The 14,431-nt window shown below is 69.6% G+C and carries 14 protein-coding genes; 4 read left to right on the forward strand and 10 right to left on the reverse strand.

Translation table 11 applies throughout. The features are described 5' to 3' along the window. Positions 1-96 precede the first annotated feature (96 nt). Positions 97-1,929, reverse strand: a complete 1,833-nt coding sequence (locus Q392_RS25030) for an ABCB family ABC transporter ATP-binding protein/permease (protein WP_038214497.1) — start codon at positions 1,927-1,929, stop codon at positions 97-99. Between the two features lie 47 nt (positions 1,930-1,976). On the opposite strand from Q392_RS25030, the gene Q392_RS25035 reads away from it, so the two are divergent. Then, positions 1,977-2,402, forward strand: coding sequence for an acyl-CoA thioesterase (locus tag Q392_RS25035; RefSeq protein WP_038214502.1), 426 nt, complete (start codon positions 1,977-1,979; stop codon positions 2,400-2,402). A 190-nt stretch (positions 2,403-2,592) separates the two neighbouring features. Here Q392_RS25035 and Q392_RS25040 read toward each other — a convergent pair whose 3' ends face one another. Beyond that, the gene (locus Q392_RS25040; protein ID WP_038214506.1) at positions 2,593-3,357 is read right to left on the reverse strand and encodes an enoyl-CoA hydratase; all 765 of its coding nucleotides are present in this window, start codon (positions 3,355-3,357) and stop codon (positions 2,593-2,595) included. A gap of 185 nt (positions 3,358-3,542) precedes the next feature. On the opposite strand from Q392_RS25040, the gene Q392_RS25045 reads away from it, so the two are divergent. Next, entirely contained in the window at positions 3,543-4,574 is a 1,032-nt protein-coding gene (locus tag Q392_RS25045) for a tellurite resistance/C4-dicarboxylate transporter family protein (RefSeq protein WP_281173458.1), read from the forward strand. Between the two features lie 4 nt (positions 4,575-4,578). On the opposite strand, the gene Q392_RS25050 is transcribed toward Q392_RS25045, so the two are convergent. From Q392_RS25050 to Q392_RS25085, 8 genes are read right to left on the reverse strand one after another with little or no spacing between them, the layout of a single operon-like run. Beyond that, positions 4,579-5,175, reverse strand: coding sequence for a 2-hydroxychromene-2-carboxylate isomerase (locus Q392_RS25050; RefSeq protein WP_038214509.1), 597 nt, complete (start codon positions 5,173-5,175; stop codon positions 4,579-4,581). A gap of 7 nt (positions 5,176-5,182) precedes the next feature. Beyond that, a complete protein-coding gene (locus Q392_RS25055) occupies positions 5,183-6,016 on the reverse strand; it encodes an acyl-CoA thioesterase (protein ID WP_038214511.1) in 834 nt (277 codons plus the stop codon). A gap of 28 nt (positions 6,017-6,044) precedes the next feature. Beyond that, positions 6,045-6,935 carry an alpha/beta hydrolase family protein gene (locus Q392_RS25060; RefSeq protein WP_038214514.1) on the reverse strand — a complete coding sequence of 297 codons (891 nt, stop codon included), beginning with the start codon at positions 6,933-6,935 and terminating at the stop codon, positions 6,045-6,047. 46 nt (positions 6,936-6,981) lie between these two features. Continuing rightward, complete coding sequence (locus Q392_RS25065) at positions 6,982-8,181, reverse strand: acetyl-CoA C-acyltransferase (RefSeq protein WP_038214530.1); 1,200 nt, start codon at positions 8,179-8,181, stop codon at positions 6,982-6,984. Between the two features lie 20 nt (positions 8,182-8,201). Further along, positions 8,202-10,601, reverse strand: a complete 2,400-nt coding sequence (locus Q392_RS25070) for a 3-hydroxyacyl-CoA dehydrogenase/enoyl-CoA hydratase family protein (protein ID WP_038214532.1) — start codon at positions 10,599-10,601, stop codon at positions 8,202-8,204. Between the two features lie 22 nt (positions 10,602-10,623). Further along, on the reverse strand, positions 10,624-11,058 hold the full coding sequence (locus Q392_RS25075) for a DUF2147 domain-containing protein (protein WP_038214582.1): 435 nt from the start codon (positions 11,056-11,058) through the stop codon (positions 10,624-10,626). Between the two features lie 37 nt (positions 11,059-11,095). Further along, positions 11,096-12,892: an acyl-CoA dehydrogenase C-terminal domain-containing protein gene (locus Q392_RS25080; RefSeq protein ID WP_038214548.1), complete on the reverse strand. Its 1,797-nt coding sequence runs from the start codon at positions 12,890-12,892 to the stop codon at positions 11,096-11,098. Between the two features lie 56 nt (positions 12,893-12,948). Further along, positions 12,949-13,632: a TetR/AcrR family transcriptional regulator gene (locus Q392_RS25085; protein ID WP_038214574.1), complete on the reverse strand. Its 684-nt coding sequence runs from the start codon at positions 13,630-13,632 to the stop codon at positions 12,949-12,951. 353 nt (positions 13,633-13,985) lie between these two features. Between Q392_RS25085 and Q392_RS25090 the strand changes: the two genes are divergently transcribed. Next, a complete protein-coding gene (locus tag Q392_RS25090) occupies positions 13,986-14,180 on the forward strand; it encodes a hypothetical protein (RefSeq protein ID WP_038214577.1) in 195 nt (64 codons plus the stop codon). Between the two features lie 92 nt (positions 14,181-14,272). Then, on the forward strand, positions 14,273-14,431 hold a 159-nt coding region (locus Q392_RS25095; RefSeq protein WP_038211147.1), incomplete at its 3' end, for a transposase.

The following is a 14,431-nucleotide window of genomic DNA, read 5'->3' on the forward strand; positions in this document are numbered from 1 at the left end:
GATGAAAAATGGCCCCTCGGTCAACCGCTTCGCGCTTGCCCGATCCCCCGAGGGGATGCTTTTTCATCTTGGGGCGGCCCGGCGATGAAAAAACGACTACAGCACCACGCCCGCCCCGCTCTTCTGCAGCGACCACATCTGCGCATAGCGGCCGCCCAGCGCCAGCAGCTCGGCATGCGTGCCCTGCTCGACGATGCGGCCCGACTCCATCACCAGGATGCGGTGCGCGTGGACCACGGTGGACAGGCGGTGCGCGATCAGCAGCGTGGTCTTGCCCCTGGCGGCGCTGGCCAGCTCGGCCTGGATCGCGCGCTCGTTGGCCGAGTCCAGCGCCGAGGTGGCTTCGTCGAAGATGAGGACGGGCGGGTTCTTCAGCAGGGTACGCGCGACCGCCACCCGCTGCTTCTCGCCGCCCGAGAGCTTGAGGCCGCGCTCGCCCACCGTCGTGCCGTAGCCCAGCGGCAGGCCGGCGATGAAGTCGTGGATGCGCGCCGCCTTCGCGGCCGCCACCACCTCCTCGTGCGTGGCGTCGGGCCGGCCGTAGGCGATGTTGTAGGCGATGGTGTCGTTGAAGAGCACCGTGTCCTGCGGCACGATGCCGATGGCCGCGCGCAGGCTGGCCTGGGTCACGGTGCGGATGTCCCGGCCGCCGATGGAAATGCTGCCGCCCTGAATGTCATAGAAGCGGTAGAGCAGCCGCCCCAGCGTGGACTTGCCCGAGCCCGAGGGGCCGACCACCGCCACCGTCTCTCCGGAAGGGATCTCGAAGCTCAGGTCCCGCAGGATCGGCCGCGCCGGCTCGTAGGCGAAATCCACGTGGTCGAAGCGCACCGTCCAGTCCGGCGGCGCCAGCGGCCCGGCGCCGGGCGTGTCGGCCACCTCGCGCTCACGGTCCAGCAGCGCGAACATCTTCTCCAGGTCGGTCAGGTTCTGCTTGATCTCGCGGTAGATCACGCCCAGGAAATTGAGCGGGATGTACAGTTGAATCATGAAGGCATTGACCATCACCAGGTCGCCCAGCGTCATGCGGCCCTCGGCCACGCCCTGCGTGGCGAGCCACAGCATCGCCACCAGGCTGACCGCCACCAGCAGCTGCTGGCCGGTGTTGAGCAGCGACAGCGTCGCCTGGCTCTTGACGGCGGCGCGGCGGTAGCGCTCCAGTTGCTCGTCGTAGCGGCGGGCCTCGAAGTCCTCGTTGTTGAAGTACTTGACGGTCTCGTAGTTCAGCAGCGAGTCGATGGCGCGCGACTGCGCTCGGGAGCCCAGTTCGTTCATCGTCTTGCGGAACTGCGTGCGCCACTGCGTCACGCTCACCGTGAAGGCGATGTAGACCACCAGCGCCAGCCCGGTGATGACCGCGAACCACGGGTCGAAGCGCAGCGCCAGGATCGACAGCACCAGCACCAGCTCGACCAGCGTCGGCACGATGCTGTAGATCGAATACGAGATCAGCGAATGCACCGCCTGCGTGCCGCGCTCGATGTCGCGCGTCATGCCGCCGGTCTGCCGTTCCAGGTGGAAGCGCAGGCTCAGCGCATGCAGGTGGCGGAACACCTCCAGCGCGATGCGGCGCGAGGCGCCCTCGGTGGCCTTGGCGAAGACCCATTCGCGCAGCTCGGTGAAGAGGGAGGTGGCGAAGCGCAGCAGCCCGTAGCCCACCAGCAGCGCCACCGGCACGACGAGCAGGGCCTGCGGATCGCCGGGCTTGACGTCCATCGCGTCCACCAGGTGCTTGAGCAGCACCGGCACGCCCACGTTGGCCAGCTTGGCCGCGACCATGAAGGCCAGCGCCACGGCGACGCGGGCGCGGTAGCGCCACAGGTAGGGCAGCAGGCGGCGCAGCGCAGCGGCGTCGGTGCCGGCAGGCGGGGCCGCCGGGGCGGTGGCAGGCAGGGGTGGGGAAAGCGCGTCGCCGTCGGTGCGTCGCATGGGAGGACAATCGTGGGTGGAGCCGTTTCCTGAAGAAGATTGTGCCGATGTCCACCCCCGCCCCCGCCGACGCGCCCCTGAAGAGCCTGCCCGCCGACATGGAACTGGTGCTCAAGGTGATCCCCATGCCGGCCGACACCAACAGCAACGGCGACATCTTCGGCGGCTGGGTGATGGCGCAGGTGGACCTGGCCGGCTCGGTGATCCCGGCGCGCTACGCGCGAGGCCGCATGGCGACGGTGGCGGTCAACGAGTTCATCTTCAAGCAGCCGGTGCGGGTGGGCGACATCCTGTCCTTCTACGCCGCGGTCACGCGCGCGGGCCGCACGTCCGTGACGGTGAAGGTGGAGGTGTTCGCCGAGCGCATCCGCCAGCAGGGCGAATACGTGAAGGTGACAGAGGCCATGCTGACCTACGTGGCCATCGACGAGAACGGCCGCCCGCGCCCGCTGGCGGACGCGCCCGCCGGATGAAATAGAACACCCCCCAAGCGGCTTCGCCGCTCCCCCCTCTCTCGCCTTCGGCGGGAGGAGGGCGCACCCAGAGGCCTGGCAAAGCCAGTTCCTCGGGTGCCCTGGCATGGCCTGCTCCGCGGCCTCCGGATCGGGGAAGACCGTTGTGGTTCATCGGCTGCGGGCATCGCGCAGCGCCATGGACAACGGATCAGACTTTGCTGAAGTCCGGCTTTCTCTTCTCCATGAACGCCGTGAACGCCTCGCGGGCAGCCGGCTCGCGCAGCATGCGGCCGAAGCTGGCACCCTCCTCGTCCATGCGCGCCAGCACCGCGGCCTGCTGGCCGCCCTTCATCAGCCGCTTGGTCTCGATCAGCGCCGACAGCGGCTTGGCCGCGAGCTTGCGCGCCTGCTGCTGCGCGACGGCGTTGCACTCGGTGGGCGGCACCACGCGGTTGACCAGGCCGACCTCCAGCGCCGCCTCGGCCATGAAGGGTTCGCCCAGCAGCAGCGCCTCGGCCGCCCGGTGGTGGCCGAACATCTGCGGCGCCAGCAGGCTGGAGGCCGCCTCGGGGCACAGGCCCAGGTTGACGAAGGGCATGGAGAAGGCGGCGTTGTCGCCGGCGTAGACCAGGTCGCAGTGGAACAGCAGCGTGGTGCCGATGCCCACCGCCGGGCCGCACACGGCCGCGACGATCGGCTTGGGGAACTGCGCGATGCCGCGCAGGAAGCGGAACACCGGCGAGTCCTGGCCGGCCGGCGGCTGGTTCAGGAAGTCGCCGATGTCGTTGCCGGCCGAGAAGATGGTCGCGTCGCCCTGGATCAGCACCACGCGCACGGCCGCATCGTCCTTCGCCTGCGCCAGCGCATCGGCCAGCGCGGCGTACATGGCGCTGGTGATGGAGTTCTTCTTGTCGACGCGGTTGAAGGTCAGGGTCATCACACCGGCTTCGGTGTGGACGAGGATGTCGCTCATGCTGGCTCCTGGGGAATGACGCGCGGCATGGTAGCTCGCGAACGCCGCCGGCGCTGCCGCGGGAGCGACTGCGCCGCGCCTGCCGTCCGCCCGGCGCGACAATACGGCGCGCCCCCAACGAGACGACCCGCCATGCCCCCTGCCTGCCGCCCCCGCCGCCCGCACCACCGGCCGGGAGCGCGCACGTGAAGGCATCCGCCGGCCTGGCGACCCTGTCGCCCGCCAACTTCGGCATGGTGATGGCCACCGGCATCGTGTCGATCGCCGCGCAGTTGCTGGGCCGGCCGGGCGTGGCGCGCGCGCTGCTGGCGCTCAACGCGGTGCTGTACGGCGCCCTGGTGCTGCTCACGCTGGCGCGCCTGCTGCGCCACCGGCCGCAGCTGCTGGCGGACCTGACGGACCACCTGCGCGGCCCCGGCTTCTTCACCACCGTGGCCGGCACGGCGGTGCTGGGCTGCCAGTGCGTGCTGATCGCCCACAGCGACGCGGCCGGCCTGGCGCTGTGGGCCCTGGCGGCGGCGCTGTGGATGGGGCTGACCTACGGCATCCTGGGCATCTTCACGCTCAAGACGCACAAGCCCACCCTCGACAAGGGGATCAACGGCGCCTGGCTGCTGGCGGTGGTGGCGACCCAGTCCATCGCGGTGCTCGGCGCCCTGCTGGACACGCGCTTCAGCCCCGAGGGGCGGCTGGCGATGAACTTCCTGGCACTGGCGATGTGGCTGTGGGGCGGCATGCTCTACATCTGGATGATGTCGCTCATCTTCTACCGCTACACCTTCTTCACGCTGTCGCCGGGCGACCTCACGCCGCCGTACTGGATCAACATGGGCGCCATGGCCATCTCGACGCTGGCCGGCTCGCTGCTGGTGCTCAATGCGCCGCAGGCACCCTTTCTGCAGTCGCTGCTGCCCTTCATCAAGGGCTTCACGCTCTTCTACTGGGCCACCGGCACCTGGTGGATTCCCATGCTGCTGGTGCTGGGCGTGTGGCGCTACGTGTGGCGGCGCCATCCGCTGCGCTACGACCCGATGTACTGGGGCGCGGTGTTCCCGCTGGGCATGTACGCGGTGTGCACCTTCAAGCTGGCCGAGGCGCTGGAGCTGGACTTCCTGCATGCGCTGCCGCCGGCCTTCGGCCTCGTCGCGGGCCTGGCGTGGGCGGCGGCCTTCGGCGGGCTGCTGGCGCGGCTGGCGCGCCTGGGCCGCGCCGGGTGACGGCTCAGCCGCCGCGCTGCAGCGCCTCGCGCACGAAGTCCAGGCGGTCCTGTCCCCAGAACATCTCGTCGCCCACGAACATGGTGGGCGCACCGAACACGCCGCGCTCCACCGCCTCGGTGGTGACGGCCTTGAGGCGGTCCTTGACGTCCTGCCGGCCGGCCAGCGCCACCAGCGCGGCCGGGTCGAGGCTGGCGGCGGCGAGCACCTCGGCCACCACAGCCGGGTCGTTCATGTCGCGCTCGTCCACCCACATCGCCTGGTACACCGCGCGGCCGTAGTCGGCAAAGCGCTCCGGCTGGTGCATCTGCAGCCCGGTGGCGCCGCGCATCAGCAGCAGCGTGTTGACGGGGAAGTGCGGGTTGTGCCGGTAGGGTACGCCGTAGCGCGCGGCATGGCGGCGCAGGTCGCGGTGCATGTAGCGGCCCTTGGCCGGCACCTCGGCCGGCGAGCGATTGCCGGTGGCCTGGAACACGCCGCCCAGCAGCAGCGGCCGGTACACCAGTTCGGCGCCGGCCTCGGTGCACAGTGCAGGCAGCTGCGTCCAGGCCAGGTAGGCGGCCGGGCTGCCGAAATCGAAGAAGAACTCGACCACCTTCATGCCGCCCTCACTCCTTGTAGTAGACGATCTGGTTGCTGGTGGCCAGCAGCGTGCCGTCCTCGCTCCAGAGCTGCGCGCTCTGGTCGAAGTAGCCGTTGGCGAACTGCTGCCCGGTGGCGCGGCCGAGCAGGTGGCCGGTGCCCACCTGTTCGAGTTGCGCACCCGTGGCGTGGAAGTAGGTGGTGATCGACACCGTGCCGGCCGGCACCACCGTCGCGCGGCGCAGCCACACGCGCGGGTAGAACACGTCGCTCATCGCGGCGAGCGAGGCGAAGTCCAGCGTGCGCGGCACGGCGTCGCGCACCCAGATGCGCGTCTCGCTGTGGTGGCCGCTGCCGTCCCACACCCGCGGCACGGCGCCGCTGACGGGCCGCATCTCGTACTGCTCCAGCCAGGCCACGCCCTTGGGGCCGATGCTGAAACGTTCCACCGCCTGCGGTGCGGGCACCTCGGGCATCGGGCAGTCGTTCTCGCCCCAGGTCTGGCGCCGGACGGCGGTGACGGCGGTGGCGGTGGTGTTGACCTGCATCCGGCCTTCGGCATCGCGCTGGCGGATCTCCATCGTCCAGTGCTGGGTGGAGCGGTTGGTGCGCGCCGGCTGCGCGACGATCTCGAACTCGCCCTCGGTCACCGCGGCGGCGAAGTTCACCGTCAGCGCGACGGGCTCGCCCAGCAGCTCGGGATGGCGCAGCACCGCCTGCAGCGCCAGCGCGGCCGTCATGCCGCCGAAGGGGCCCACCATGTTCCAGTAGGCGGGATGCGTGCTGCCGATGAAGTGGCCCGAGGCGAGATCGCTGTGCCGCAGGGCCAGGGCCTGGTCGAAGGGGTGTGGTGATGCCATGGGCGCAGTGTGCAACGGGGCGGCGGGCTCAGGCAGTCGTCTGCGGGACGGCGGCCAGCGCGGGCAGGCGGCGCAGGCTGTCGACCAGCCGGGGCCACAGGCGCGCGGCAGCCGGCTCGCGGAAGAAGCCGAAGTGGCCGATGCGCGGCAGCTGCTCCTCGCGCGGGTCGATGCGCTCCACCGCCGTCGGGGCGCGCGCGTACAGCGACACCAGGCTGTGCGTGCCGCGCAGGGTCATCATCTCGTCGTCGGCCACCGACAGGGCCAGCACGGGGAAGCGCACCTGGGCGTAGCTGCGCTCGCCCGGTTCGCCCTCGGCGCCGACGCTGTAGCGCGGGTGCAGGCACCAGCGGCGCCACTGCAGGATCACGCCGCGCGGCAGGTCGCCCACCTTGCGCAGCCGCCGCCCCGGGAAGTAGCCGAACAGCCGCACCGCCAGCGGCACCAGCACGAACCAGAAGTACGGCACCATGCGCTTGAGCCGCGGCGCGTTCTCGCGCCAGTAGCCGCTGCCGGCGGCGATGCAGACCAGCCCGTCCACCTGCTCCGGCCGGCGCAGCAGGCCGGGCAGCTGCGCGCCCAGGCTGTGGCCGAGCAGGTACAGCGGCGCGTCGGGCGCAGCCGCCTTCGCCGCGGCGATGACGGTCTCGTAGTCGCGCGCCCAGTCGTGCAGGTCGGCGTCGAAGCCGCGCAGCGAGCGACCGGCGCGCGAGTCGCCGCTGCCGCGGTAGTCGAAGGTCCAGACGCGGTAGCCCTGCCGCGCCAGCCATTGGGCGAAAGGCGCATAGAAGGCCTGCCGCACGCCCATCGCGCAGCCGATCACCAGGCTGGCCTGCGCCGCCGCCGCGCCGCTGCCGTCGTAGCGGCGCACGGCCAGGCGGGCGCCGTCGTCGGTCAGGAGTTGCAGGTCCGTGTGCATCCGCTGTCTCCGTCCTTTTCCGTGAATCGGCCCGCGCCGCGGGGGTTCAGACCCGCTCGAAGATGCCTGCCGCGCCCTGCCCCATGCCCACGCACATGGTGACCATGCCGTACTTGAGGTTCTTGCGGCGCAGCGCGTGCACCACGGTGGCCGAGCGGATGGCGCCGGTGGCGCCCAGCGGGTGGCCCAGCGCGATGGCGCCGCCCATCGGGTTGACCTTGGCCGGGTCGAGCTTGAGCGTGTCGATGACGGCCAGCGACTGCGCGGCGAAGGCCTCGTTCAGCTCGATCCAGTCGATGGCGTCCTGCTTCAGCCCGGCGTAGCGCAGCGCGGCCGGGATCGCCTCGATCGGCCCGATGCCCATGATGGCCGGCGGCACGCCCTTGCTGGCGAAGCTGACGAAGCGCGCCAGCGGCTGCAGGTCGTACTTCTGGCAGGCCGCCTCGCTGGCGAGGATCAGCGCGCCGGCGCCGTCGGAAGTCTGCGAGCTGTTGCCCGCCGTGACGGTGCCGCGCGCGGCGAACACGGTGCGCAGCTTGGCCAGCCCTTCCAGGCTGGTGTCGGGGCGCGGGCCTTCGTCGAGGTTCACCGTGCGGGTCTTCGCGGTGGCCTCGCCGGTGGCGGCGTCGAAGCCGCGGTCGGTCACCTCGATCGGCGTGATCTCGTCGGCGAACTCGCCGGCCTGCTGCGCGGCGAGGGCGCGCTGGTGCGACTGCAGCGCGAAGGCGTCCTGCGCCTCGCGGCTCACCTTCCACTGCTGCGCCACCTTCTCGGCCGTGAGGCCCATGCCGTAGGCGATGCCGACGTCGCCGTCGCGCTCGAAGATCGAGGGCGACAGCGATGGCGCGTTGCCCATCATCGGCACCATGCTCATGCTCTCGACGCCGGCGGCGACCATCACCTCGGCCTCGCCCACGCGGATGCGGTCGGCCGCCATCTGCACCGCCGACAGGCCCGAGGCGCAGAAGCGGTTGACGGTGATGCCGCCCACGCTGGTGGGCAGCCCGGCCAGCACGGCGCCGATGCGCGCCACGTTCAGGCCCTGCTGCGCCTCGGGGATGGCGCAGCCGCAGACGATGTCCTCGATGGTCTGCGGATCGAGGCGCGGCACCTGCGCCAGCGCGGCCTTCAGCGTGGTGGCGAGCAGGTCGTCCGGACGGTAGTTGCGGAAGTAGCCGCGGTGCGAGCGGCCGATGGGGGTGCGGGTGGCGGCGACGATGTAGGCGTCTTGGACTTGCTTGCTCATGGTCTGTTCCTCGTCGTCGTTCAGTTGCGCAGCGGCTTGCCGGTCGAGAGCATCCCCATGATCCGCTCCTGCGTCTTCGGGTGCTGCACCAGCGCGCAGAAGGCCTGGCGCTCCAGGCCCATCAGGTAGTTCTCGGTCACCAGCGTGCCGGCATCGACATCGCCGCCCGTCACCACGTTGGCGATCAGGCCGGCGATGTGGAAGTCGTGCGCGCTGATGAAGCCGCCGTCGCGCATGTTCACCAGCTGGCCGCGGATGGTGGCGGCGCCGCTGCGGCCGGCCACGCGGAAGGCGCGCTTGAGCGGCGGGCGCCAGCCGGCGTCTGCCATCGCCTTGGCCTGCTGGATCGCGACGTAGAGCAGCTCGTCCTTGTTCGGCACGATCACGTCGCCTTCGACCAGGTAGCCCAGCTTCCTCGATTCCAGCGCGCTGGTGCCCACCTTGGCCATCGCGGCCGCGGTGAAGCCTTCGGTCAGGAAGGGCAGCAGGTCGGTGCCGGTCGAGGCCTGCGCGTTCTCGGCGGCGCGGCGGGCGATGTAGGTCAGGCCGCCGGCACCGGGCACCAGGCCCACGCCGACTTCCACCAGGCCGATGTAGCTTTCCATCGCGGCGACGCGGCGCGATGAGTACACGGCCAGCTCGCACCCGCCCCCCAGCGCCATGCCGCGCACGGCGGCCACCACCGGCACGCTGGCATAGCGCACGCGCAGCATCACGTCCTGCAGCGCCTTCTCGGCCCCTTCGATGGCAGAGATGCCGGCCACCACGAAGGCGGGCAGCATGGCCTGCAGGTCGGCGCCGACGGAGAACTTATCCTGAGGCGACCAGATCACCAGCCCCTTGTACTCGCGCTCGGCCAGGCCCACCGCCTCGCCCAGCGCCTCGGCCACGTCGGGGCTGATGGCGTTCATCTTGGAATGGATGCTGGCGATCAGCACCTCGCCGTCCAACGTCCAGACGCGCACGTCGCCCTCGTCGCTGATCGTGGTGCCCGACTCCTCGGCCGTCTTCGCGCCGCTACCCCGCACGGTTTCGGGGAAGAGCTGGCGCGCCATCACCGGCAGCCGGCGCGCGGGCACGAAGCGCTGCTCGGCGGCGCTCCACGAGCCTTCGGGCGTGTGCACGCCGCCGGCCTCGGCCACCGGCCCCTCGAACACCCACTTCGGCAGCGGCGCCTTGGCCAGCGCCTTGCCCGCGTCGATGTCTTCCTGGATCCACTGCGCCACCTGCTTCCAGCCGGCTTCCTGCCACAGCTCGAAGGGGCCCTGCTTCATGCCGAAGCCCCAGCGCATCGCCAGGTCGATGTCGCGCGCGCTCTCGGCGATGTCGGCCAGGTGCAGCGCGGCGTAGTGGAAGCCGTCGCGCAGGATGGCCCAGAGGAACTGGCCCTGCGGCCCTTCGCTCTCGCGCAGCAGCTTCAGGCGCTGGCCGGCCGGTTTCTTCAGCATGCGGCCGTACACCTCGTCGGCCTTCTCGCCGGCGGGCACGTACTCGCCCTTGTCGAGGTCGAAGCGCAGGATGTCGCGGCCGGCCTTCTTGTAGAAGCCCGCCTTGGCTTTCTGGCCCAGGTGGCCCAGCTCGATCAGCTTGGCCAGCACCGGCGGCGTGGCGAAGTTGGGGTAGAAAGGATCGGTCGCCTCGCTGAGGTTGTCCTGCAGCGTCTTGATGACGTGGGCCATGGTGTCCAGCCCCACCACGTCGGCGGTGCGGAAGGTGCCGCTGCTGGCGCGGCCCAGGCGCTTGCCCGTCAGGTCGTCCACCACGTCGAAGGCCAGGCCGAACTTCTCCACCTCCTTCATCGTCGCCAGCATGCCGGCGATGCCGATGCGGTTGGCGATGAAGTTGGGCGTGTCCTTGGCGCGCACCACACCCTTGCCGAGCGCGGTGATGGCGAAGGTTTCCAAATCGTCCAGCACCTTCGGGTCGGTGCTCGGCGTGGGGATCAACTCCACCAGCGTCATGTAGCGCGGCGGGTTGAAGAAGTGGATGCCGCAGAAGCGCGGACGGATGCTCTCGGGCACCGCCTCGCTCAGCTTGGTGATCGACAGGCCCGAGGTGTTGGAGGCCAGGATGGCGTGCGGCGCCACGTGCGGCGCGATCTTCCTGTAGAGGTCGAGCTTCCAGTCCATGCGCTCGGCGATGGCCTCGATCACCAGGTCGCACTCGCCCAGCAGCGAAAGGTGCTCTTCGTAGTTGGCCGGCTGGATCAGCTCGGCGTCTTCCGGCACGCCCAGGGGCGCGGGCTTGAGCTTCTTCAGGTTGTCGATGGCCTTGAGCACGATGCCGTTCTTCGGGCCTTCCTTCGCAGGAAGATCGAAGAGAACGACCGGCACGCGCACGTTGACGAGGTGCGCCGCGATCTGCGCGCCCATCACGCCGGCGCCGAGCACGGCGACCTTCTTCACATTGAAATGGGACATGGGGGGGAAATTCCGTTGGGGTTTACTGGACGCGGGTCCAGGTCTGCGTGCGCCAGAAGGGACCGAGGTAGCCGCGCACCTCCAGCTTCCTGCCGCCGTCGATGGGCGTGAAGCTGGCGCGGTATTCCTTGCCGTTCTCGGGGTCGAGGATCTTTCCGCCCTCCCAGGCGTCCTTGCCCTCGGCCTTCTTGCCGCCGCGGATGATCTCCAGGCCGGCGATGGGCTGGCCCTTGCGCTCGTCGGCGCACTCCTCGCACACCGCGTCGGGCTTGGCGTCCTTCTTCAGCGATTTCTCGATGCGGCCGACCAGCGCGCCGCCGGCCTCGCCGATGCGGATCTCGGCCTTGGCCTCGCCGGTCTTGTCGTCCACGTTGCGCCACAGGCCCACGGGGCTCATCTGCGCCAGGGCGGCCGACGATGCGGCCATCAGGAAAAGTGCTGCCAGCGAACGGTTCATGGGCTGCCTCCAGGCGGTGTCGCGATCGTCGAAGCGCTCAGGCCAGCGCCGCATCGGTGTCCATCAGCGCCTTGCTGCCTGCGCGGGCGGTGCGCATCAGCGTCGCCGTCTCGGGGAACAGCTTGGCGAAGTAGAAGCGCGCGGTCTGCAGCTTGGCGGTGTAGAAGGGGTCGGTGCTGCCCGCGGCGATGGCCCGCAGCGCCACCTGTGCCATGCGGGCGAACAGGTAGGCGAACGCCAGATGGCCGGCCACGCGCAGGTAGTCCACCGCGGCCGCGCCCACCTCGTCGGGGTTCTGGAAGCCCTTGAAGCCGATCTCGGTGGTGAACTTGGTCATCTGGTCGCCCAGGTAGGCCAGCGGGTTGACGAACTCGGCCATCTTCTCGTTGACGCCCTCTTCCTCCACCAGCGCGCCGATCAGCTTGCCGAACTTCTTCAGGCTGGCGCCGTTGTTGCCCAGCACCTTGCGGCCCAGCAGGTCCAGCGACTGCACGGTGTTCGTGCCCTCGTAGATCATGTTGATGCGGTTGTCCCGCACGAACTGCTCCATGCCCCATTCCTTGATGAAGCCGTGGCCACCGAAGACCTGCATGCAGGCATTGGTGCTGATGTGGCCGTTGTCGGTGATGAAGGCCTTGACGATCGGGGTGAGCAGCGCGACCAGCTCGCCGCAGTCCTTGCGCACCTTCTCGTCGGGGTGGTGGTGCTCCTTGTCCAGCAGCAGCGTGCAGAAGATCTGCAGCGCCCGCCCGCCCTCGGCGTACGCCTTGGCGGTGAGCAGCATCTTGCGCACGTCGGGGTGCACGATGATCGGGTCGGCCTCCTTGTCCTTGGCCTTGGGGCCGGACAGCGAGCGCATCTGCAGCCGCTCCTTGGCGTAGGCCAGCGCGTTCTGGAAGGCCACTTCCGTCAGGCCCAGCGACTGGTTGCCCACCCCCAGGCGGGCGGCGTTCATCATCACGAACATCGCGGCCAGGCCCTTGTTGGGCTCGCCCACCAGCGTGCCGGTGGCGCCGTCGAGGCTGATCTGGGCCGTGGCGTTGCCGTGGATGCCCATCTTGTGCTCCAGGCCGGTGCAGAAGATGGGGTTGCGCTCGCCCAGCGAGCCGTCGCCCTTGACGTGGTACTTGGGCACCACGAACAGGCTGATGCCCTTGCTGCCCTTGGGCGCGTCGGGCAGGCGGGCCAGCACCAGGTGGACGATGTTCTCGGCCAGGTCGTGCTCTCCGGCGGAGATGAAGATCTTGCTGCCCGTCAGCCTGTAGGTGCCGTCGGCCTGCGGCTCGGCCTTGGTGCGCAGCAGGCCCAGGTCGGTGCCGCAGTGCGGCTCGGTCAGGCACATGGTGCCGGTCCATTCGCCGCTCACCAGCTTGGGCAGGTAGGTCTTCTTCTGCGCGTCGGTGCCGTGCGCCACCAGCGCCTCGTAGGCGCCGTGCGAGAGGCCGGGGTACATGGTCCAGGCCTGGTTGGCGCTGTTGAGCATCTCGTACAGGCACTGGTTGACCACGTGCGGCAGGCCCTGGCCGCCGAAAGCGGGGTCGCACGACAGCGCCGGCCAGCCGCCTTCGACGTACTGGGCATAGGCCTCCTTGAAGCCCTTGGGCGCGGCGACCTCGTGCGTCGTCTTGTCCAGCGTGCAGCCCTCGGTGTCGCCGCTGATGTTGAGCGGGAAGGTCACCTCGGCGGCGAACTTGCCGGCCTCCTCGAGCACCGCGTTGATGGTGTCGGCGTCGGTCTCGGCGTGCGCGGGCATCGCCTTGAATTCATGAGCCACGTTGAAGACTTCGTGCAGCACGAATTGCATGTCGCGCAGCGGGGGGGTGTAGGTGGGCATCCGGGGCTCTCCTGAGAAGACGTGGAATGAAAAGGAAGAAAAAGGGGCCGCGCGGCTCAGCGCACGGTCTTGAGGCGGCGGCCTGCCGGCTTGCCCTGCGTCGCGGGCGCATCGGGCGCGGCCACGCGCGCGAGGATGTTGTCGAAGCCGAGGTGCGCCCGGTCGATGGAGCCCGGCACGCGCAGGAAGCGCGCCTCGTAGTGCAGCGCCAGGATCAGGCCGTGGATCTCGAAGCCCACCTGCCGCGCGTCGGCGTCGGCGCGCAGGTGGCCCTCCTCCTTCGCCTGCTCGATGGCGCGCAGCACGGCCGCCTGCCAGATGCTCACCGACTCGACCAACGCGTCGCGCACCGGGCCGGGCCGGTCGTCGAACTCCGAGGCGCCGCTGATGTAGATGCAGCCCGAGTCGATCTCGGTGGAGGTGCGCTTCATCCAGTTGGCGAACATCGCCGTGAGGCGCGGCAGGCCGCGCGGCGATTTCAGCGCGGGGTAGAACACCTCCTGCTCGAAGCGTGCGTGGTACTCGCGCACCACCGAGATCTGCAGTTCCTCGCGCGAGCCGAAGTGGGCGAACACGCCCGACTTGCTCATCTGCGTGAGTTCGGCCACGGCGCCGATGGACAGGCCTTCCAGCCCGATCTGCGCCGCCAGCCCCAGCGCGGCATCGACGATGGCGGCCTTGGTCTGCTGGCCCTTGGGGGCATGGCGCGACAGCTTGGCGGGAGGGGAGACGGCAGACATCCGGAAGCAGACAATAAAACGAACGGTCGTTCTATTTTGCAGGACTTCGCGCCTGTCTGGAAGGGCAAAGGCCGACTGCGCCGGCGGGTCTTTGGAGGCGCGAAGCCGTGAAGCGCGGCGCGCCCTTTGGCAGTGATTAGCGCCGGCTTTGGCAGTAATCGGCGCTGCCTTTGGCAGTTAAGTTAGTGGCCGCTTTGCGCTGCGGTTGGCAGCGGCCGGGAAAAGTTAAAGGCGCGGCGAGGCCGGAAACAGGACTTCTCCACACTTGGCGACAGGGCAGTTACAGTGCCCACCCATAGACCGATTCGGGCCGCTGGCAGACATACTCGCGGCATTCACAGGAGGCCAGGGCAATGCTGTTCACCGTGTTCGGAGTGATGAGTGCCGTGCTGTTTCTCATCGGCGCCGTCCTACTCAACTCACTTCACCTGCTCTTCGGCGGCATGGTGATCAGCGCATGCACGGCGCTCTGGTGGATGGTCTCCAGGAGCGCCAACAAGGGACGCGACTCAAGCGCCGCACCGCGGAGCCGCGATGGCTGTGCCTGAATACCCGAATCCGGCCAAGACCGGTCATTTGACCCTGCCTAGATTTCACGTACAGCAAGAAGTTGGAAACTTCAAAGGTACGGAGAATCGAGATGAAAGAAGGCAGGCTGCCCAAGAGGCAGTACACAGAGGAATTCAAGGCCGAGGCCGTCAGGCTGGCGGCCTCGGTGGGCGGCCACGAGGCAGCGCGGCGCCTGGGCGTGCCGGTGGCCACGGTGGGAAACTGGTCCAGGCGCGGTGTTGCCTCGGCC

This window comes from Xenophilus azovorans DSM 13620 (assembly GCF_000745855.1).
Taxonomy (GTDB): domain Bacteria; phylum Pseudomonadota; class Gammaproteobacteria; order Burkholderiales; family Burkholderiaceae_C; genus Xenophilus; species Xenophilus azovorans.

What these genes read in the sequence shown, in the direction of transcription:
- Q392_RS25065 (WP_038214530.1), bottom strand. Translation starts at nt 8,181, where the DNA reads ATGAGCAAGCAAGTCCAAGACGCCTACATCGTCGCCGCCACCCGCACC.
- Q392_RS25040 (WP_038214506.1), bottom strand. Translation starts at nt 3,357, where the DNA reads ATGAGCGACATCCTCGTCCACACCGAAGCCGGTGTGATGACCCTGACC.
- Q392_RS25035 (WP_038214502.1), top strand. Translation starts at nt 1,977, where the DNA reads ATGTCCACCCCCGCCCCCGCCGACGCGCCCCTGAAGAGCCTGCCCGCC.
- Q392_RS25030 (WP_038214497.1), bottom strand. Translation starts at nt 1,929, where the DNA reads ATGCGACGCACCGACGGCGACGCGCTTTCCCCACCCCTGCCTGCCACC.
- Q392_RS25055 (WP_038214511.1), bottom strand. Translation starts at nt 6,016, where the DNA reads ATGGCATCACCACACCCCTTCGACCAGGCCCTGGCCCTGCGGCACAGC.
- Q392_RS25090 (WP_038214577.1), top strand. Translation starts at nt 13,986, where the DNA reads ATGCTGTTCACCGTGTTCGGAGTGATGAGTGCCGTGCTGTTTCTCATC.
- Q392_RS25070 (WP_038214532.1), bottom strand. Translation starts at nt 10,601, where the DNA reads ATGTCCCATTTCAATGTGAAGAAGGTCGCCGTGCTCGGCGCCGGCGTG.
- Q392_RS25060 (WP_038214514.1), bottom strand. Translation starts at nt 6,935, where the DNA reads ATGCACACGGACCTGCAACTCCTGACCGACGACGGCGCCCGCCTGGCC.
- Q392_RS25075 (WP_038214582.1), bottom strand. Translation starts at nt 11,058, where the DNA reads ATGAACCGTTCGCTGGCAGCACTTTTCCTGATGGCCGCATCGTCGGCC.
- Q392_RS25085 (WP_038214574.1), bottom strand. Translation starts at nt 13,632, where the DNA reads ATGTCTGCCGTCTCCCCTCCCGCCAAGCTGTCGCGCCATGCCCCCAAG.
- Q392_RS25080 (WP_038214548.1), bottom strand. Translation starts at nt 12,892, where the DNA reads ATGCCCACCTACACCCCCCCGCTGCGCGACATGCAATTCGTGCTGCAC.
- Q392_RS25050 (WP_038214509.1), bottom strand. Translation starts at nt 5,175, where the DNA reads ATGAAGGTGGTCGAGTTCTTCTTCGATTTCGGCAGCCCGGCCGCCTAC.